This window comes from Methylobacterium sp. WL1 (assembly GCF_008000895.1).
Taxonomy (GTDB): domain Bacteria; phylum Pseudomonadota; class Alphaproteobacteria; order Rhizobiales; family Beijerinckiaceae; genus Methylobacterium.
Genome location: NZ_CP042823.1, coordinates 1592946 through 1612500, shown reverse-complemented (window position 1 = coordinate 1612500; position 19555 = coordinate 1592946). Strand labels below are relative to the sequence as shown.

General features: G+C 71.2%; 14 protein-coding genes and 1 pseudogene. 7 read left to right on the top strand and 8 right to left on the bottom strand.

Annotated elements, in window-relative coordinates; all coding sequences use genetic code 11:
- Positions 1–303 precede the first annotated feature (303 nt).
- The 3 genes from FVA80_RS08015 (at position 304) to FVA80_RS08005 (ending at position 3830) form a co-directional block, all read left to right on the top strand.
- A complete protein-coding gene (locus FVA80_RS08015) occupies positions 304–801 on the top strand; it encodes a MucR family transcriptional regulator (RefSeq protein ID WP_147909101.1) in 498 nt (165 codons plus the stop codon).
- A 140-nt stretch (positions 802–941) separates the two neighbouring features.
- Positions 942–2399 carry a Do family serine endopeptidase gene (locus tag FVA80_RS08010; protein ID WP_147909102.1) on the top strand — a complete coding sequence of 486 codons (1458 nt, stop codon included), beginning with the start codon at positions 942–944 and terminating at the stop codon, positions 2397–2399.
- Positions 2400–2486: 87 nt separating this feature from the next.
- A complete protein-coding gene (locus tag FVA80_RS08005; protein ID WP_147909103.1) occupies positions 2487–3830 on the top strand; it encodes a replication-associated recombination protein A in 1344 nt (447 codons plus the stop codon).
- 85 nt (positions 3831–3915) lie between these two features.
- On the opposite strand, the gene FVA80_RS08000 is transcribed toward FVA80_RS08005, so the two are convergent.
- The gene (locus FVA80_RS08000; RefSeq protein WP_147909104.1) at positions 3916–4380 is read right to left on the bottom strand and encodes an Lrp/AsnC ligand binding domain-containing protein; all 465 of its coding nucleotides are present in this window, start codon (positions 4378–4380) and stop codon (positions 3916–3918) included.
- A gap of 197 nt (positions 4381–4577) precedes the next feature.
- Between FVA80_RS08000 and FVA80_RS07995 the strand changes: the two genes are divergently transcribed.
- Together FVA80_RS07995 and ggt are read left to right on the top strand one after the other, a co-directional pair.
- Complete coding sequence (locus tag FVA80_RS07995) at positions 4578–5588, top strand: 1-aminocyclopropane-1-carboxylate deaminase (RefSeq protein ID WP_147909105.1); 1011 nt, start codon at positions 4578–4580, stop codon at positions 5586–5588.
- A gap of 223 nt (positions 5589–5811) precedes the next feature.
- Positions 5812–7581 carry a gamma-glutamyltransferase gene (gene ggt / locus FVA80_RS07990; RefSeq protein ID WP_147909106.1) on the top strand — a complete coding sequence of 590 codons (1770 nt, stop codon included), beginning with the start codon at positions 5812–5814 and terminating at the stop codon, positions 7579–7581.
- Positions 7582–7645: 64 nt separating this feature from the next.
- Here the strand turns inward: ggt and purD are convergent, their stop codons facing one another.
- The 3 genes from purD to FVA80_RS07975 all read right to left on the bottom strand — a co-directional run bounded on the left by purD (position 7646) and on the right by FVA80_RS07975 (position 10713).
- Positions 7646–8938, bottom strand: coding sequence for a phosphoribosylamine--glycine ligase (gene purD / locus FVA80_RS07985; RefSeq protein WP_147909107.1), 1293 nt, complete (start codon positions 8936–8938; stop codon positions 7646–7648).
- 94 nt (positions 8939–9032) lie between these two features.
- Positions 9033–9341, bottom strand: coding sequence for a hypothetical protein (locus tag FVA80_RS07980; protein WP_147909108.1), 309 nt, complete (start codon positions 9339–9341; stop codon positions 9033–9035).
- Between the two features lie 136 nt (positions 9342–9477).
- Positions 9478–10713, bottom strand: a complete 1236-nt coding sequence (locus FVA80_RS07975; protein ID WP_147909109.1) for an oxalate decarboxylase family bicupin — start codon at positions 10711–10713, stop codon at positions 9478–9480.
- Between the two features lie 274 nt (positions 10714–10987).
- On the opposite strand from FVA80_RS07975, the gene FVA80_RS07970 reads away from it, so the two are divergent.
- Positions 10988–12277: an efflux RND transporter periplasmic adaptor subunit gene (locus tag FVA80_RS07970; RefSeq protein WP_147909110.1), complete on the top strand. Its 1290-nt coding sequence runs from the start codon at positions 10988–10990 to the stop codon at positions 12275–12277.
- Between the two features lie 164 nt (positions 12278–12441).
- Positions 12442–14871 carry a membrane-bound PQQ-dependent dehydrogenase, glucose/quinate/shikimate family gene (locus tag FVA80_RS07965; protein ID WP_147909111.1) on the top strand — a complete coding sequence of 810 codons (2430 nt, stop codon included), beginning with the start codon at positions 12442–12444 and terminating at the stop codon, positions 14869–14871.
- Between the two features lie 66 nt (positions 14872–14937).
- Here the strand turns inward: FVA80_RS07965 and FVA80_RS07960 are convergent, their stop codons facing one another.
- From FVA80_RS07960 to FVA80_RS07945, 4 genes and pseudogenes are all read right to left on the bottom strand, one after another.
- Positions 14938–15885 (bottom strand): dihydrodipicolinate synthase family protein, encoded by a 948-nt coding sequence (locus FVA80_RS07960; protein ID WP_147957810.1) that lies wholly within the window; start codon positions 15883–15885, stop codon positions 14938–14940.
- 151 nt (positions 15886–16036) lie between these two features.
- Positions 16037–17011: pseudogene (yjfF, locus tag FVA80_RS07955) on the bottom strand (galactofuranose ABC transporter, permease protein YjfF); the annotation flags it as partial.
- On the bottom strand, positions 17011–17982 hold the full coding sequence (locus FVA80_RS07950) for an ABC transporter permease (protein ID WP_147909113.1): 972 nt from the start codon (positions 17980–17982) through the stop codon (positions 17011–17013). The gene FVA80_RS07950 and the pseudogene yjfF, both read right to left, overlap by 1 nt.
- Positions 17982–19523, bottom strand: coding sequence for a sugar ABC transporter ATP-binding protein (locus tag FVA80_RS07945; RefSeq protein ID WP_147909114.1), 1542 nt, complete (start codon positions 19521–19523; stop codon positions 17982–17984). Before FVA80_RS07945 ends, FVA80_RS07950 begins: the two co-directional genes overlap by 1 nt.
- Between the last annotated feature and the right edge of the window lie 32 nt (positions 19524–19555).

Sequence of the window (19555 nt, the reverse complement as noted above, 5' to 3'; positions counted from 1 at the left end):
GCATGAGACAGGGTCTTTATTTCACATCTTCCAGCCAGATCCTCTCGATTGATGACGGCTCACCTCCAACCGTTCGTGAGCCCAAGCAGGTTCGATTGCGCACAAGCAAGATGGTGGGCTATTATGTTCCTTGAGGTTGATTGTCCAATGCGCCTGTTCTTGGCCTGTTTCTGAATGTATATCGCGATATCAAATTTGAGACTTGACGGGTCATTGAAAAGCGATTGTATCGGCCCGCAGGATCGCGACGCTGTTCTTGCGTTCTGGCCAGTTTGGACGTCACAAGAAGGCGGCGTACACGATATGACTCAACGCGATGGCGACAGGAGCCGCTTCGTTACGCTCGCATCCGAGATCGTCTCGGCCTATGTGAGCAACAACCACGTGCAGAGCGCGGATCTGCCGAAACTGCTCAGCGACATCCACGGCGCGATCCAGGGCGTCCACATCGGCGGCGGGGCCGTCGCAGCCCCCACCAAGGCGACCACGCAGGAGATCCGGCGTTCGGTGACGCCCGACTTCCTGATCTCGTTCGAGGACGGGAAGCCCTACAAGACCCTGCGCCGCCATCTCACCCTGCGCGGCCTGACCCCGGAAGCCTATCGCGCCAAGTGGGGCCTCGATGCCGATTACCCGATGACCGCCCAGAGCTATTCCGCGCAGCGCTCGCAGCTCGCCCGCTCGCTCGGCCTCGGCCAGCAGCGCCGGAAATCCGCCGCGCCGCCACCCCAGCCCGAGCCGGTCGCACAGGCCCCCGAACAGCCGAAGAAGCGCACCGTGCGCCGCAAGGAAGACGCCTGAACGGCCCTGACGGCCGGGGCCGCCGGGCTGTTCCGGCGACGGCGTCGCGGGCCTGCCGCAATCGGCTCCGATAGCGTAAGGCCGCACGGTGCGCCGCCGCCGATCCGGACGGCGCGCCCGACCTGCCGCCGGAGCCCTGCATGCTGATCCGCCCCGTCCTGCCCGCCCTCGTCGCAACCCTGCTGGCCGCCGGCCCCGCCGGGGCGCAGATGGCCCGCACGGAGGCTCCCGCCGCCCCCAAGGAGGGGACGGCCAAGGTGGTGCCCCTCAGCCGGAGCGACGTCCAGCTGTCCTTCGCCCCGGTGGTGAAGCGGGCCGCGCCCTCGGTGGTCAACGTCTACGCCTCCCATGTCGAGAAGCGTTCCACCGCGCGCGCCAGCGCCATGGACGAGTTCATGCGCCGCTTCTTCGGCGAGCCGGAGGGCGGCCGCGGCCCCCGGGGCGACCGGGCCCAGCGGTCGCTCGGCTCCGGCGTGCTGGTCGATGCCGACGGCCTCGTGATCACCAACAACCACGTCATCGACAACATGAACGAGGTCCGCATCGCGCTCTCCGACCGCCGGGAGTTCGAGGCGACGATCGTGATGCGCGACACCCGCACCGACCTGGCGGTGCTCAAGCTCAAGGAAGCCCCGAAGGGCCTGGTGCCGATGCCGTTCGGCGATGCCGACGCCCTGGAGGTCGGCGACTTCGTGATGGCGATCGGCAACCCGTTCGGGGTCGGCCAGACCGTGACGCAGGGCATCGTGTCGGCGCTGGCGCGGACCCAGGTCGGCTCGGCGGACTACCAGTACTTCATCCAGACCGACGCCGCGATCAATCCGGGCAATTCGGGCGGCGCCCTGGTCGACCTGCGCGGCCAGCTGGTCGGCATCAACACGGCGATCTACTCGCAATCCGGCGGCAGCCACGGCATCGGCTTCGCGATCCCGGTGGGCATGGTCAAGGCGGTGGTCGATGCGGCCCGCGACGGCGCGAGCGTGGTGCGCCGGCCCTGGCTCGGCGCGCGCATCCAGAGCGTGACCCCCGACATCGCCGACAGCATGGGCCTCGACCATCCGACCGGGGTCCTGGTGGCGAGCCTGCAGCCCAAGAGTCCCGCGGACGAGGCCGGCCTGAAGCGCGGCGACCTGATCCTGACCATCGACGGCCAGGAGGTCGCCGACCCGGAGGCGTTCGGCTATCGCTTCGCCCTCAAGGGCGTCCAGGGCCAGACCCGCTTCGGGATCCTGCGCGGCACGGCCCGCCAGACGGTCGCGGTCAAGCTCGCCCCCGCCCCGGAGACGCGCCCGCGCGACGTGCTCAAGGTGAAGACCCGCTCGCCGTTCCAGGGCGCGAGCCTGGTCAACACCTCGCCGGCGGTGGCCGAGGAGCTGCAGGTCGACTTCCCGGCCGAGGGCGTGGCCGTGCAGGCGGTGGACGAGACCTCCATCGCCAGCCGGCTCGGGCTGCAGAAGGGCGACATCATCGTGGCGGTCAACGGCGTGCCGGTGGCGACCACCAAGGACCTGGACCGGGTCACCCGCAACACCCTCAATTCCTGGGAGGTGGTGATCAACCGCAACGGCGAGATCATGACGTCGGTGTTCGGGGGCTGAGCCGGACGGCGCGCATCCGGCCGATGGCCGTGGGCAAGGCCCGGCTCCCGGGTTGCGCCCCCGCCCGCGCCCGGTGTTGATGCGCGGATGTCCGACCTGTTCGCCTCCGCCGAACCTCCAGCGGCCCCGGATTCCGGCCACGACCCCGTCGCGGAGGCCAGCCGCCCGCTCGCGGACCGGCTGCGCCCGCAGAGTCTCGCGGAGGTGGTCGGCCAGGAGCACCTGACCGGGGAGGGCGGGGCGCTCACCCGCCTGCTGCGGGGACGCAGCCTCGGATCGCTGATTTTCTGGGGACCGCCCGGCACCGGCAAGACCACGGTGGCGCGGCTGCTGGCTCAGGGCACCGACCTGCATTTCGAGCAGATCTCGGCGATCTTCTCGGGCGTGCCCGACCTGCGCAAGGTGTTCGAGGCCGCGCGCAAGCGCCGGGCGACCGGGCAGGCGACCCTGCTGTTCGTCGACGAGATCCACCGGTTCAACCGGGCGCAGCTCGACGCCTTCCTGCCGGTGATGGAGGACGGCACGGTCACGCTGGTCGGCGCCACCACGGAGAACCCGTCGTTCGAGCTGAACGCCGCGCTCCTGTCCCGCGCCCGGGTGCTGCTGTTCCGGGCGCTCGACCCGGGCGCCATCGCACGGCTGCTGGTCCGGGCCGAGGCCCTGACCGGCCAGGCCCTGCCGCTCACCGAGGAGGCCCGCGGCGTGCTGTTCCGGATGGCCGACGGCGACGGCCGCGCGGCGCTGACCCTGGCGGAAGAAGTCTGGCGCTCGGCCGGCCCGGGGGAGACCCTCGACGCGGACGCGTTGCAAGACATCGTGCAGCGGCGGGCGCCGATCTACGACAAGGCCCAGGAGGGCCATTACAACCTGATCTCGGCCTTGCATAAGACCGTGCGCGGCTCCGATCCGGACGCGGCGCTCTACTATCTGTGCCGGATGCTCGATGCCGGCGAGGACCGGCTGTTCATCGCCCGCCGGCTCGTGCGCATGGCGGTGGAGGATATCGGGCTCGCCGACCCGCAGGCCTTGGTCGTGGCCAACGCCGCCAAGGACGCGTTCGACTTCCTCGGCAGCCCCGAGGGCGAGCTCGCTCTGGCCCAGGCCGCGATCTACCTGGCCTGCGCGCCGAAATCGAACGCGGTCTACACCGCCTACAAGGCCGCCACGCGGCTCGCCAAGGAGGCCGGCTCCCTGGCGCCGCCCCGCACCATCCTCAACGCGCCGACCAAGCTGATGAAGCGCATCGGCTACGGCGAGGGCTACCGCTACGACCACGACGAGCCCGACGCCTTCTCGGGTCAAGATTACTGGCCGGACGCGCTCGGGCGCCAGCACCTCTACGCACCCACCGAGCGCGGCTACGAGACCCGCCTGGCCGAGCGCCTCGCCCGCTGGGAGGCCCTGCGCAAGGAGCGGCGCGGGGAGGGGTAGGGCGGTACGCCCGTCATGGGTTTCCAAAGGGCCCCGCCCTTTGGCGGGTGATCAGGGCGGAGCCCTGATGCGGCTGGCCCGCGCGTCACAGGTCCAGCGGCGCGTTGTCGATGACCTCCTTCATCACGAAGAAGGTGCGAGTCTGGCGCACCCCCGGCAGGCCGATCAGCGTGGCGCTGTGGAGGCGGTTGAAGTCGGCCATGTCGGAGACGCGGACCTTCAGGATGTAGTCGAAGTCGCCGGCCACGAGGTGACAGTCGAGCAGCACGGGGATCGCCCGCACCGCGGCCTCGAATTCGGAAAAGCTCTCGGGGGTCGAGCGGTCGAGCACGACGCCGACGAAGACCAGGGTGCCGCGGCCGACCCGGGCCGGATCGACCAGCGCCCGGACCGCCCGCACGAATCCGTCCGTGAACAGGCGCTGGATCCGGCGATGGCAGGTCGCCGCGCTGGTGCCGGAGCGCTCGGCGATCTCGGCATTGGCCATGCGCCCGTCCGCCTGCAGCAGGCGCAGGATCTTGAGGTCGATCCGATCGAGCCCTGCGAACATGGCGTTTTCTTTCACTTCTTTGGGACTTTCCGAATGATTTCTCGTCCTTCGCGGCGATCGATGCAAGCAGAGAGCCATCGGCAGGCCAAGATCGAGAGCACCTTTCAGGCGATCCGGGTTAGCTTTCTGCCGTAACCCGAAGGCGGCCGCGCCGGGTGGACAACGATCCCGGCGGCCGGAAGACCCGGAGAGTCCCGATGCTGCAACAGTTCGAGCGCTACCCCCTGACCTTCGGCCCGACGCCGATCGAGCCGCTCAAGCGGCTCTCGGCCCATCTGGGGGATGCGGTCGAGATCTACGCCAAGCGCGAGGATTGCAATTCGGGCCTGGCCTACGGCGGCAACAAGCTGCGCAAGCTCGAATACATCGTGCCGGACGCGATCAAGAGCGGCGCCGACACCCTGGTCTCGATCGGCGGCGTGCAGTCGAACCACACCCGCATGGTCGCGGCGGTGGCCGCCAAGATCGGCATGAAGTGCCGGCTGATCCAGGAGGCCTGGGTGCCCCACGAGGATGCCGTCTACGACCGGGTCGGCAACATCCTCCTGTCGCGGATCATGGGCGCCCAGACGCAGCTTGTTGATGACGGCTTCGACATCGGCATCCGCGACAGCTGGAAGCGCGCGCTCGCCGAGGTCGAGGCCGAGGGCGGCAAGCCCTACGCGATCCCGGCCGGCGCCTCGGTGCACAAGTATGGCGGCCTCGGCTATGTCGGCTTCGCCGAGGAGGTCCGGGCCCAGGAGGCCGAGATGGGCCTGCGCTTCGACTACGTGGTGGTCTGCACGGTGACCGGCTCGACCCATGCCGGCATGCTGGTGGGCTTCGCGGCCGACGGGCGCGCCCGCAACGTCATCGGCATCGACGCCTCCTGCACCCCGGCCCAGACCAAGGCCCAGGTGCTCGACATCGCCCAGAACACCGCCGCCCTGATCGGCGCGGGCGACATCGTCGCCGACGACGTGGTGCTCAACGAGGATTACGCCTACCCGGTCTACGGCGTGCCCTCGCAGGAGACCGTCGAGGCGATCCGGCTCTCGGCCCGGCTCGAGGGGATGATCACCGACCCGGTCTACGAGGGCAAATCCATGCAGGGCATGGTCGACCTCGTGAAGAAGGGCTTCTTCCCGAAGGGCGCGAAGATCCTCTACGCCCATCTCGGCGGCGCGCCGGCGCTGAACGGCTACAGCTACACGTTCCGCAACGGCTGAGCCCGGCAGCGGCCGAACCGCCTCACCCATCGGCCTCCCACATCCCAAGGCGCCCGGCGATCGATGATCGCCGGGCCCCGAAGGAGCCCTCCAGGACGCACGCGGCTCACTGGACGGTTCCGCTACGCTGCACCACCTCAGGATGAGGTTCGGCTTGGGAGCCGCGACTCCCGCGCCCGGCCCCCTATATGGCAGCGCCGGACCCGCATCGAAGAGAGCCTGGATGATCGCACCGGCACGCGCGCTGCTCCTCGGGCTTCTCGTCGTCCTCGGAGGCCCCGGGGCGCGGGCCGCCTCGGGACCGGCCGTGGAGGCCGAGAACGGCATGGTGGTGTCGTCCCAGCGCCTGGCCTCTCAGGTCGGCGCCGACATCCTGAAGGCCGGCGGCAACGCCATCGATGCCGCGGTGGCCGTGGCCTATGCCGAGGCGGTGGTGAACCCGTGCTGCGGCAATATCGGCGGCGGCGGCTTCCTGGTCCTGCACCGGGCCGACGGACAGAGCCGCTTCATCAATTTCCGCGAGAAGGCGCCCGGGGCGGCCAGCCGCGACATGTATCTCGACGCCGACGGCAGCGTCGTGAAGGGCGCGAGCCTGCGCGGCTGGAAGGCGGCGGGCGTGCCCGGCACCGTGCTCGGCCTGAACACTGCGCTCGCGGAATACGGCACCCTGCCGCTGGCCAAGGTGATGGCCCCGGCGGTCGCGCTGGCCCGGGACGGCTTCGTGCTCACCCGGGGCGACACCGACATCCTGGATTTCGGCGTCAGGCTGTTCGCCGGGCAGGCCAACGTCGCCCGCGTCTTCCTGCGCCCGGACGGCACGTCCTGGCGGCCCGGCGACCGGATGATCCAGGCCGGCCTCGCCCGCACCCTCCAGGCCATCGCCGAGGGCGGCTCGGACGCGTTCTACAAGGGCGAGATCCCCCGCCAGGTCGAGGCGGCGTCCCGGGCCGGGGGCGGGGTGCTCACGGCTTCCGACTTCGCCGCCTACACGGTGACCGAATCCGAACCCCTGTCTTGCCGCTACCGGGGCGCCACCATCCTGTCGGCACCCCCGCCCTCGTCCGGCGGCACGACTTTGTGCGAGATCCTGACCATCCTCGACGGCTACGACCTGCGGGCGGCCGGCTTCAATTCCGCCCGGACCGTGCACCTGATGGTCGAGGCGATGCGGCGCGCCTATGCCGACCGCAACGTCCTGCTGGGCGACCCGGATTTCGGGCCCAACCCGGTGGCGCGCCTGCTGTCGCCGGCCTACGCCGAGCAGCTCCGGGCTACGATCCGGCCGGACCGGGCGACCCCGTCCGCCGAGATCCGCCCGGCCCCCGAAAGCCTCCCGCAGGAGAAGCCCGAGACCACCCACATCTCGGTGATGGACAAGGCCGGCAACGCGGTCTCGCTGACCTACACGATCAACGGCTATTTCGGCGCCGGGGTGATGGCCGGGGAGACCGGGTTCTTCCTCAACGACGAGATGGACGATTTTACCGTCAAGCCCGGGGTGCCGAACCTGTTCGGCCTGGTCCAGGGCGCCCGGAACGCGATCGAGCCCGGCAAGCGCCCGCTCTCGTCGATGGCGCCGACCATCGTGCTGCGGGACGGCAAGGTCGCCCTGGTGGCGGGTTCGCCCGGGGGCTCCCGGATCATCACGATCAACGCCCAGACGCTGATCAACGTGCTCGATTTCGGCATGGAGCCGCAGGAGGCGGTGGACGCCCCGCGCATCCATCACCAATGGCTGCCCGACACGGTCTACGCCGAGCCGTTCGCGCTCTCGGCGGACACGCAAGGCATCCTGCGGGGCATGGGCCACACGATCGTCGAGCAGAGACCCTGGGGCGCGCAGGAGCTGATCGCGGTCCGCGCCGCCGTGCCGGAGCCCACCGACGCGGCCTCCTCGGGCAACGACGCGACCCGCACCGAGCGCATGCGCCCGGGCCTGCTCTACGGCGCCAACGACAACCGAAGGCCGGCCGGCGCCGCGATCGGCGAGTAACGGGTTCCCAAGGGCGAGCCCTTCGGCGGCGGTTCGGGGGCGGAGCCCCCGAGACACCGGGATTTCAGCCCCGGTCCGCGGCTTCCCGGTCCGCGGCTTCCCGGGCCACTTCCCGGAAGCCGATGTCGCGGCGGCAGAACCCTTCCGGCCAGTCGATCCGGGCCACCGCCGCGTAGGCGCGGTCCTGGGCGTCGGTGACGCTGTCGCCGACGGCCGTGACCGCCAGCACCCGGCCACCGTCGGCGAGCAGCTGGCCGCCCTCGTCGCGGGTGCCGGCCTGGAACACGAAGACGCCGTCGCCCTCGGCCCCGTCGACGCCCCGGATCACCGAGCCCCGCACCACGGCCCCCGGATAACCGGCGGCCGCCATCACCACGGTGAGCGCGGCCCGGTGGGCGTCGAATTCCAGCGTGACCCCGGAGAGGTCGCCCTCGCTGGCCGAGAGCAAAGCCGGCACGAGGTCGGAGGCGAGGCGCGGCATCAGCACCTGCGCCTCGGGATCGCCGAAGCGGGTGTTGTACTCGATCAGCTTGGGGCCGTCCGCTGTGAGCATCAGGCCGGCGTAGAGAATGCCCGTGAACGGGCAGCCGCGCGCCCGCATGCCGGCCAGCGTCGGCAGGATGATCTCGGCCATGACCCGGGCCTCGATCTCCGGGGTCACGACCCGGGCCGGGGAATAGGCGCCCATGCCGCCGGTGTTGGGGCCGCGGTCGCCGTCGAACACGCGCTTGTGGTCCTGCGCGGTGCCGAGCGGGATCGCCCGGGTGCCGTCGCACAGCGCGAAGAAGCTCGCCTCCTCGCCGAACAGGCATTCCTCGACCACCACCTCGGCGCCGGGATCCTCGAACAGCGACGCCAGCGCGTCCTCGGCCTGGTCCAGCGTCTCGGCGACGGTGACGCCCTTGCCGGCCGCGAGGCCGTCGGCCTTCACGACGATCGGGACGCCCTCCCGGCGGACATAGGCGAGCGCCGGCTCCAGGGCGGTGAAGCGCGCGAAGGCGGCGGTCGGGATCCCGCAGGCGGCGCAGAGGTCCTTGGTGAAGCCCTTGGAGCCCTCGAGCCGCGCCGCGTCGCGGGTCGGCCCGAAGGTGCGGATCCCGGCGATCTTCAGGTCGTCGACCAGGCCGGCGACCAGCGGCGCCTCGGGCCCGACCACCACGAGGCCGATCGACTCGGCGGCGCAGAAGGCCGCCACCGCGGCGTGGTCGGTGACCTTGAGGTCGGGCCGGTTGGTGCCGTGGCGGGCGGTGCCGGGATTGCCCGGGGCCGTGAACAGGCGGGTACAGAGCGGGCTCTTGGCCAGGCGCCAGGCCAGCGCGTGCTCGCGTCCCCCCGAGCCGATCAGCAGAATGTTCATGCGCGCGCCACCATGGGCCCTGCTTCTGGGCCAAGCGTGCGGACGGGAAAAGGTTTTTTTCGGGCTGTCCCCGCTATGCCCGGACCCGGGACGGTCAGCAGCCGATGCACACGCTGGTGTTGACCCCGCCCCGGGGCGCCCGCGCGATCCCATGCCGGCCGACCCGGCGCCCGCCGTAGACCCCGTAATACGGCCCGTGGGGCTGGTACTGGACGTTGCGCTGGAACTGCTGGTTCAGCGTGTTGTAGTCGGAAACCCGCTGCTGGTTGAGGGTGCGGATCTGGCTCTGGAGGGCGAACGAGGAATTGGCCGCGTTCGGGTCGTTCGGCTGGACCTGCGCCCAGGCGGCGCCCGCCGGGAGGGCGAGCGCCAGGGCGAGGAACGCGCGGGCGAGGGCGCGCATCGGTTTCTCCGTGATCAGGCTTGAAGACTGTCCATTCCATCGACGCATCGAGGCTCGATCAAGTTCCAAGCGTTATGGTGACGCGCTCGCGGACGCCGAACCGGCGTCCACTTCGTCGGCGAGCGCTTCGGCCGCGTCAACCCGGCACGACCGGCGTCTTGGTCTGCGGCAGGGCGTCGAGCTGCTTGGGATCCAGCCCGGTATGGGCCTGCACCAGGGGATGCGGGGTCAGCGCGAGCCACTGGTTCAGCGAGATGTCGGCGTAGCGCGGGCTCTTGAACATCTCCAGGAAGGTCAGCGTCGTGTCGCCGGTATTCTCGATGTAATGGCCCATGGCGAAGGGCACGTAGCCGACGTCGCCGGCCTGGTAGTCGAAGGTGCGGGCCTTCGATTCCGAGCCGAACACCGTCATCCGGCCCTTGCCCGAGAGGTAGTACTGCCACTCGTCGCTGTTGGGGTGCCAGTGCAGCTCGCGCAGGCCGCCGGGCTCGACCTCGACCAGCGCCGCCGCGATCGTCACCGAGGCCGGGAACACCGTGGAATCGGTGATGCGCACGCGCCCGCTCTTGGTGCGGATCGGCTCCTGCGCCAGCATCCGGTGGCTGAACTTTTTTGGGATCTGGCCGGCGCCCCCCATGAGGTCGGCCGCAAGCGGGCCGGGGGTCGGCCCGGGGAAGATGTAGAGCTCCTTCTCGGGGATCTTGGCCAGCGCGCTCTCGGGCACCCCGAGGTTCTTGGCCAGGATGTCCTTGGGGGTGTGGGCCAGCCAGTCGGTCAGCAGGAAGGTCGAATCCTCCGAGAAGCCGCCGTCGTCGAACACCAGCAGGAACTCGCAGCCGTCGACTCCGTCGGCCGCGAGCCCCTGGATCGAGTGCGGAATTCCGCCCGGGAAGTACCAGAGGTCGCCCTCGCCGACATCGTCCGCGAAGGTGCGCCCGTCCTGATCGATCGCGGTGATCCGGGCCTTGCCCTTGATCATGTAGGACCACTCGGCTTCCTTGTGCCAGTGCATCTCGCGGACCACGCCGGCCTTGAGCCGCATGTTGACCCCGGCCATGGCCTTGGAGACCGGCAGTTCGCGCACAGTGGTCTGGCGTGCCCAGCCGCCTTCCTCCAGGCGCATGTGGCTGTCGGTGAACGACCATTTCAGGTTCGGCATCGTGCCGTGGTCGGTGGCCGGCGGCGCCTGGGTGAACGGCTCCTCGGCGGCGCGGGGCCCGTTGGTCGGGCCCAGGATGTCGGCGCCCTTGGAGCCCCGCTGGGGCAGGGGCCCGGCGGCGAGAGGGCCGGCGGCGGTCTGCGCCAGGGCGGGGGACGCCATCATTGCACCGCCCGCGGCGGCAATCATGGAACGCCGGGAGATCTCGGTCATCGCGTGTCGGCCTGTTGGAGCGCGCCGCCGAAGAGGGGGACCGGTCCGGCGTCGGCGCGTCTGGGAGCAGGAGCCGGAATCCAGCCCCGTCGCGAGGGTAACCGGCCGCGGCATCGGAGGATCCAGCACAGGATCGTGCGCTGCGGCATCTCGCCCGGACCCCGGGCCTGGTCTATGAATTGAATACACTCTTGAACGTGTCCCGGTCGGCGGACGCCGGCCGCAGGCCGGATCGCCCCTGCCAGGCGGACGTTCGGCGCGACCCGAGGACCAGATGGCGGACCGGGACAGTTCAGCCGCGCGCGCATCAGCTGCGCCGGATGCGGCTGGCGGCCCCGCGCGGCGCGGCCGCCTGTGGGTCGGCCTGCTGGCGCTGGCGGGCGTCGGGCTCCTGGGCTACCGCCACTGGCCGGACCCGTCCCGGGCATCGAGCCCGCCGCCGCAGGCGGCCAAGAAGCTCCAGACCGTGCGGGTGGTCATGGCCCGGCAGGCCTCCGACACGCTCAGCCTGACCCAGACCGGCACCACCCAGGCCTTCGACACGGCGAGCCTCTATCCGCGGGCGACCGGCTACATCGTCGAGCGCAAGGTCGATATCGGCTCGCACGTGAAGAAGGGCGACCTGCTGTTCCGGATCAGCGCGCCCGACCTCGACCAGCAGCTCGTCCAGGCGCAATCGCAGGTTCTGCAATTGCAGGCGGCTCTGATCCAGGCGCGCGCCATGGTCGACCAGGCCGAGGCCAACCGCCACCTCGCGGACGTGACCAACCGGCGGACCTCGACGCTGGCCGGCAGCGGCACCGAGACCCGGCAGAACGCCGACACGGCGCAGGCCGGGGTGCTGGCGCAGGGCGCCAACGTCGACGCGGTCAAGGCGGCCGTGAAGGTCGCGGAGGCCAACATCGCCGCCCAGGAGGCCCAGGTCGCCCGGCTCAAGGTCCTGACCGGCTTCGAGGAGATCCGCGCGCCCTTCGACGGGGTCGTGACCACCCGCAACACCGATGTCGGCGACGCGGTCACGGCGGACACCAACACGGGCGCGCCGCTGCTGACGCTGGCCCGGGACGACGTGCTGCGCATGGCGGTGAACGTGCCGCTCTACGCGGCCGACGGAATCCGCGACGGCCTGGAGGCCAAGGCCGAGGTGGCGCAGCGCCCCGGACAGGTCTTCCCCGGCCGGGTCTCGCGCTCGTCCACGACCCTGCTCCACGCCTCGCGCACCCTGGTGACGCAGGTCGACATCCCCAACCCGGACCGGGTCCTGCAGGCCGGCCTCTACATCACCCTCACCCTGGCGATCCCCCGGGTGTCCCCGGCGGTGTCGGTCCCGAACGACGCCCTGATCTTCGACCAGGACGGCACCCGGGTGGCGGTGGTGGAGGCCGGCGCGGAGGGTGGTCATGTGGTGCGGATGCGCCCGGTGACGATCTTCCGCCAGACCGGGACGGTGCTGGAGCTGCGCACCGGCCTGACCGGCGGCGAGCGGGTCGTGGTCGGGCCGCCGGCGTCGCTGCGCGACGGCGACCCGGTCGCCCTGCGGCCGGAGGGCAAGACTGGGACGTGAGGACTCGGACGTGAGGGCCGCCCCCGGCCCGTCGATCCGCACAGCCTGAGACCAGCTACAGCGAAGATAAGCCGCGCGACTCGGGGGGTCCGCGCGCGTATTCCGTCCGGAACGCCCGGGGATCCATCATCAATACCTGGATCACGAGAGCGGATTAAGTCGTCATGGCAGTCAAAATCCTAGGTCTTCTGACTGCAATACTAGGATTATCCCTGATCTGTTTCGGATACAAGCTTGCGGCGGTCGGCGGGTCGCCGTTCTACGCGACGGTCGGCCTCGGCGTGCTCGCCGCCGGGATCCAGCTCGCCCGGCGGCGCCAGGGCGGCTTCTGGCTCTACGCGCTCAGCCTCGCGGCGGCCTTCGCTTGGACGATCCACGAGGTCGGGTTCGACAAGTGGCAGTGGATCCCGCGCGGCGCGCTGATCCTGTTCCTCGGCCTGCTCCTGTCCCTGCCGTTCGTGCCGGGGGGCCTGCGGAACGCGCCGCGACATCCCTGGGCGCCGGGCCTGGGCAACGGGCCGCTGGCCTTGCGCGCCGTCGTGGCGCTCCTCATGGCTGCGAGCGGCGCGGCGTGGTTCGTCGACCCGGTCGAGACCCGGGGCAGCCTGCCGACGGTCGCCCAGGCCGGGAACGCCGCGGTCGATCCGAGCGGCGTCGCCTATCCGGCCGACGACTGGGTCGCCTACGGCGGCACCAATCTCGGCCAGCGCTACTCGGCGCTGAAGGACATCGACACCGGCAACGTCCGCGGCCTCAAGGTCGCCTGGGAGCACCATACCGGCGACCTGCGCGAGGGCGACGGCCGCGATTCGAAGGAGTACACCTTCGAGGCGACGCCGATCAAAGTGAACGGGCTGCTGTATTTCTGCACCCCGCACAGCATCGTCCAGGCCCTGGAGCCGGAGACCGGCCGCGTGGTCTGGTCGTTCGATCCCAGGATGCAGCGGGACGCCCAGTACCAGCACCAGACCTGCCGCGGCGTGTCCTACAACGACTCGGCCACGTACGTGGTGCCGGCCGAGACCGACCCCGCAGCCGCCCAGGCCGCCGCGGCGGCAATCGCCGAATGCCCGCGCCGGATCATCGCGGCCTCGGTGGACGCCAAGCTCTACGCCCTGAACGCCGACACCGGCGCGCCCTGCGGGCGCTTCGGCACCGACGGCGCCGTGGACCTGAAGGCGCAGATGCCGGGTCTCCAGCGGGCGACCTACCAGGAGACCTCGGCGCCGCTGGTGACCCGGGACCTGGTGATCCTCGGCAGCGCCATCGCCGACAATTACTACGCAACCAACCCGTCGGGGGCGATCCGCGCCTACGACGTGCGCACCGGCGCGATCGTGTGGAAGTTCGACGCCGGCAAGCCCGACGACACCGCGCCGCTCAAGGCCGGCGAACTCTACGAGCCGAACTCGGCGGTGGCCTGGACGCAGCTCGCGGCGGACGAGGGCCTGGGCCAGGTCTACGTGCCGTTCGGCAACCGCTCGCCCGACCAGGTCGGCGTGTCCCGGTCCAAGGCGGACGAGGCCTTCATCGACGCCCTGGCGGCCCTCGACCTGAAGACCGGCCGGCTGATCTGGAAGTTCCAGACCGCGGCGCACGACCTGTGGGACCGGGACAACCCGTCCCAGCCGGTGCTGCTGACCCTGCCGCACCAGGGCGACGCGGTGCCGGCGATCCTGATCCCGACCAAGATCGGCAACATCTGGGTCCTGGACCGCCGCACCGGCGCGCCGATCGTGCCGGTGGAGCAGGTCAAGGTCTCCACCGAGACCGATATCCCGGGCGAGACGCTGGCGCCGACCCAGCCGATGTCCGCGCTCCGCTTCACCCCAGCGCCGCTGACGGAGGCCGCGATGTGGGGCACGACGCCGTTCGACCAGATCCAGTGCCGCATCGCGTTCCGGTCCAACCGCTACGACGGTAACCCGTTCACGCCGCCCCAGGCGTCGGGGGGCTCGATCGTGTGGCCAGGCAATATCGGGGTGTTCAACTGGGGCTCGGTGGCCGTCGATCCGGTCAACCACTGGATGATCGCGACGCCGCAATACCTGCCCTACATCTACCAGCTGCATCGGCGCCCGGAGGCCGAGCCGAACAAGCGCCTGTTCTCCACCGACCCGGACTCGAAGCCCGGCAACGAGAATCTCGGCGGCTCCTACGCGGTGTCGATCGCCCACATGCGCTCGGCGCTCGGCGTGCCCTGCAACGCGCCGCCCTGGGGCGTGCGGGTCGGGGTGAACCTCGCGGACGGCACCACCGCGTGGAGGCACCGCAACGGCACCGTGGCCGGCCAGAAGGTCGCCGGCGTCACGTTCCCGATCCCGTTCGAGATGGGCATGCTGGCCCATGGCGGCACCCTGACCACGGCCGGCGGGGTCGCCTTCGCGGGCGCCGCCCTGGACGACCTGATCCGCGGCTACGACATGAAGACCGGCGAGACCCTCTGGTCCATGACGCTGCCGGCGGGCGGGCAGGCGACCCCGATGACCTACCGGGGCAAGGACGGCCGGCAATACGTCGTGATCGCCGCCGGCGGCCACGGCTCCCTCGGCACCACGCCGGGCGACTCGGTCATCGCCTACCGGCTCGACTGAGCGCACGAACGGGGTTTCCAAAGGGCTCCGCCCTCTGGCAGGTCGCCAGGGCGGAGCCCTGACCGGTCACAGACCTTGGGACTCCATCAGCTTCGCCCGCGGATCCGTGCGGGCGAGGCGGGCCAGCAGGTACTCGACCTCGGCCTTGGCCTGCGGGGTGAGCGCCTGGGACGGCTTGCGCTGGGCGTCGGACGAGAAGATCCCCCGGCGCTGGAACACGTATTTGCGCACCGCGAGCCCGAGCGGGCCCTGCTGCTGCTCGTAGCGCAGGTAGGGCAGGTGGGCGTCGAACAGGTCGTGGGCGGCGTCGCGCTCCCCCGCCCGGCCGAGGCGGACCACGTCGACCAGCATCTCCGGGAAGGCGTAGCCGGTGTTGGCGCCGTCGGCACCGCGCTCGGTCTCGAAATCCAGGAACAGGCCGCCATTGCCGACCAGGATCGCGATGTGGCGCATCGAGCCGTCCGCCTCGAAGCCCCGCAGGGTCGAGATCTTTTCCAGCCCCGGCCAGTCCTCGTGCTTGAGCATCACGCAGGAGGGGTTCTCGGACACGATCCGGCGGATCACGCCGGGCGTCATCTGCACCGAGAAGGTGAGGGGATAGTCCTGAAGCACGAAGGGGACGTCCGAGCCGATCGCCTCGACGGCGTTGCGGTAATAGCCGACCACCTGGTCGTCGGTGCGCAGGGTGTTCGGCGGGGCGATCATCACGCCGGCCGCGCCCATCTCCATCACCTCGCGGGCGAGCGCCCGCATGGCCGCGAAGCCCGGCGCCGTCACGCCGACGATCACCGGCAGGCGGGTGCGCCCGAGGACCTGCCTCGCGACGGCGAGCCCTTCGCCATGGTCGAGCTTGCCGGCCTCGCCGAGCTGGCCGAGGATCGTCAGGCCGTCGACGCCCGCGCCGCCGAAGAAGTCGGTCATCCGGTCGAGGGAGACCGCGTCGATCCGGCCGTCCGGGTGGAACGGCGTCGGGGCGATCGGCACGACGCCGCGGAGATCGCTGGTGAGGGGCATGCCGGTTCTGTCCTCCGTCGCGCGGCCCGGGGAGGGGGCGGCCGCGCGGGCGGTGATCATAGAGCATCGTCCCGAAAGGTGGTCCCCGGCTTTGCCAAAAGATCCGGTCCTGTCGGGGCGGGCCTCCGCCGGCCGGCCGGCCGGCTGCCGTTCCGGCGGGGCGGGCGGCCCGGCCGGGGCGCCCGGCCAGGGCCACCGAGCCCTGCTGCAGGGCGATGAAGGCGAAGAGCAGCAGGCCGGTGGCGATCTTGGTCCACCAGCTCGACAGGGTGCCGTCGAAGGTGATGGCGGTCTGGATCAGGCCGCCGATCATCACGCCCAGGAACGTGCCCAGGATGCCGCCCTGGCCGCCGGTGAGCAGTGTGCCGCCGATCACCACGGCGGCGATGGCGTCGAGTTCGACGCCCACCGCCGAAAGCGGGGTGCCCGAGGCGGTGTCCAGCGAGAACACGATGCCGGCGAGCGCCGCGAGCAGGCTCGACAGGGCGTAGATCGCGATCGTGTTGCGGCCGACCCGCACGCCCATCAGCCCCGTGGTGTGGCGGCTGCCGCCCAGCGCGTAGACGGTGGCGCCGAAGCGCGTGGCGTGGAGCAGCACCCCGCCCAGCAGGAACACCGCCAGCATCACCCCCGCCGTCAGGGTCAGGCGACCGCCGCCGGGGAGGCTCAGGGACAGGTCGGCGACCGCGCTGTAGAGCGACGCGTTGATCGGGACCGACTCGGTCGAGAGCAGGAACCCGGCGCCCCGGGCCAGGAACATGCCGGCCAGGGTCACGATGAAGGGCGGCATGTCGAAGACGTGGATCAGCGCCCCCATGGTGGCGCCGAACAGGACGGCGGCCAAGAGCACGAGCCCGAAGGCGGCGAGCGGCGGGATCCCCCAGCGGTCGATGGCCAGCGCCAGGAACACCGTGGTGAAGCCGACCACCGAGCCGACCGAGAGGTCGATGCCGCCGGCGATGATCACGAAGGTCGTGCCGACCGCGACGATGCCCAGGAAGGCGCTGTCGGTGAGCAGGTTGCCGACGACCCGGGTGGTCAGGAAGGCGGGGAACTGCGTCGCGCAGAGGATGTAGCCGGCCGCGAACAGGAGCGCGGCGACCAGGACCGGGAGGTTGCGGCTCATCATGGCTTCCGCAGCAGCAGGGTCAGACCCGACAGGCGGGGCGACTGGAGCAGGAGCACCGCCAGCACCACCGCCGCCTTGACCACGAGGTTGAGCTCCGGCGGCAGGCCGGAGAGCAGGATTCCGGTGTTCATCGCCTGGATGATGAAGGCCCCGAGCACCGCCAGCCACAGGCTGAACCGCCCGCCGAGCAGGGACGAGCCGGCCACCACCACGGCCAGGATCGCGTCGAGCTCCAGCCACAGCCCGGCATTGTTGGCATCCGCCCCCAGGATGTCGGCCGCCGCGACCACGCCGGCCAGCGCCGCGCAGACGCCGCTCCAGGCGTAGACCGCCACCGTCACCGACCGGGTGTCGATGCCGGCGAGCGCGCTGGCGCGGGCGTTGCCGCCGGTGGCCTCGATCATCAGGCCGAGCGCCGAGCCGCGCACCAGGGCGAGCGTCAGGAGGAGTAGGACGAGGACCAGCACCACCGGCATCGGCACGCCCAGCAGCGCGCCGCCGCCCAGGAAGGCGAGGTCGGGCGACGCGAAGGTGACAATGCGGCCCTCGGTGATCAGCTGGGCGATGCCCCGGCCGGCGACCATCAGGATCAGGGTGGCGACGATCGGCTGGATCCGCAGGGTCGCCACCAGGAACCCGTTCCACAGCCCGCAGGCGAGCCCGGTGCCGAGGGCGGCCGCGAGCACCACCGGCAGGGGGTAGCTGTCGGCAAGGCTCGCCGCGACCGCACCGGCGATCGCCATCACGGCACCCACCGACAGGTCGATGCCGCCGGTGGCCACCACCAGCACCATGCCGAGCGACAGCAGCGCCACCGGCGCGCCGCGGTTGAACACGTCGATCAGGCTGCCGAACAGGCGCCCGTCCTGGAGATGGACCGCGAGGAATTGCGGCGAGGCGAGGCGGTCGGCCAGGAGCACGGCCGCGAAGGTGAGGAGCTGGGGCGCTCCGGAGCGAAGGGCGCGCATCAGGCAGGCTCCGGGACCGGTGCGGGCGCAGGCGCGTCCTGGGCGATCGCCCGGAGGATGGCGGTGAGGTCGACCGCGCTGCCGGCGAGCTCGGCCACCTGGGCCCGGTCGCGCATCACGATCACCCGGTCGGAATAGGTCACGATTTCCTCCAGCTCCGAGGAGATCACCAGGAGGGCGAGCCCCTCGTCGCAGAGCCGGCGGATCAGCCGGATGATCTCCGCATGGGCCCCGACATCGATGCCCCGGGTCGGCTCGTCGAGGATCAGCAGGCGCGGCTCGGTGGCGAGCCAGCGCGCGAGCAGCGCCTTCTGCTGGTTGCCCCCGGACAGGAGCCCGATCGGCCGCTCCGGATCGGGCGGCCGGATGTCGAGCATCGCGATGAAGTCGCGGGCGATCTTGTCCTGGGCCGCGCGGCCGAGCGGCCGGAACGGGCCGCGCCGGGCCTGGAGGGCCAGCACGATGTTCTCCCGCACCGTCAGGTCGGCGACGATGCCCTCGGTCTTGCGCTCCTCCGGGCAGTAGCCGAACCGGTGGCGCAGGGCGTCCCGGGGGCCGGCGATCTGGACCGGCTTGCCGTCGAGCAGGATGCGGCCGCGATCGGCCCGCTCGGCGCCGAACAGCAGGCGGGCGGTCTCGGTCCGCCCGGAGCCGAGGAGGCCCGCGAGGCCGACCACCTCGCCGCTGCCCACCGTGAGGTCGATGGGCTGGAGGTAGCCGGCCTTGCCGAGCCCCTCGGCCTTCAGGACCGGCGTGCCGGGTCCGGCCCGGTCCGCCCGGTGCGCCGGCTCGGCCCGGGCCTCGGTCTCGGCGAGGTCGTGGCCCAGCATCGTGTGCACCAGCTCGAGGCGGGGGAAGCGCGCGGTCTCGCGCTCCGTCACCAGCCGGCCGTTGCGCAGGACCGTGATGCGGTCGGTGATCGCGTAGACCTGCTCCAGGAAGTGGGTCACGAAGACGATGCCGATCCCCCGCTCGGCGAGGCGGCGCATCACGCCGAACAGCACCGTGACCTCGTGGGTGTCGAGGCTCGCGGTCGGCTCGTCGAGGATCAGGGCCCGGGCCGAGAGATCCACCGCCCGGGCGATCGCCACGAGGTGCTGCACCGCCACCGGGTAGCGGCCGAGCGGCGCGCCGACATCGATCGCCAGGCCGAAATCCGCGAGCAGCTCGGTGGCGCGCCGGCGCATCTCCCGATTGCGCACGAGGCCGAACCGGGTCGGCTCGCGGCCCAGGAACAGGTTCTGCGCCACGGTGAGGTTCGGCAGCAGGCCGACCTCCTGGTAGACCGTGGCGATGCCGGCCCGGGACGCGGCTTCCGCCGAGCGCGGGGCGATCGGGGCGCCCTCGAGCCAGACCTCGCCGGCATCGCGCCGGACGACGCCGGTGAGCGTCTTGATGAAGGTCGACTTGCCGGCGCCGTTCTCGCCGAGGAGGGCGTGGATCTCTCCCCGGCGTAAGGTGAAGTCGACCCCTGCGAGGGCCTGGTGCCCGGCAAAGCTCTTCGAGAGCCCGCGGACGGTGAGCAGAGCGGAATCGGACACGATGCGATCGCAGAGGCCGGGCGACGCGGGAC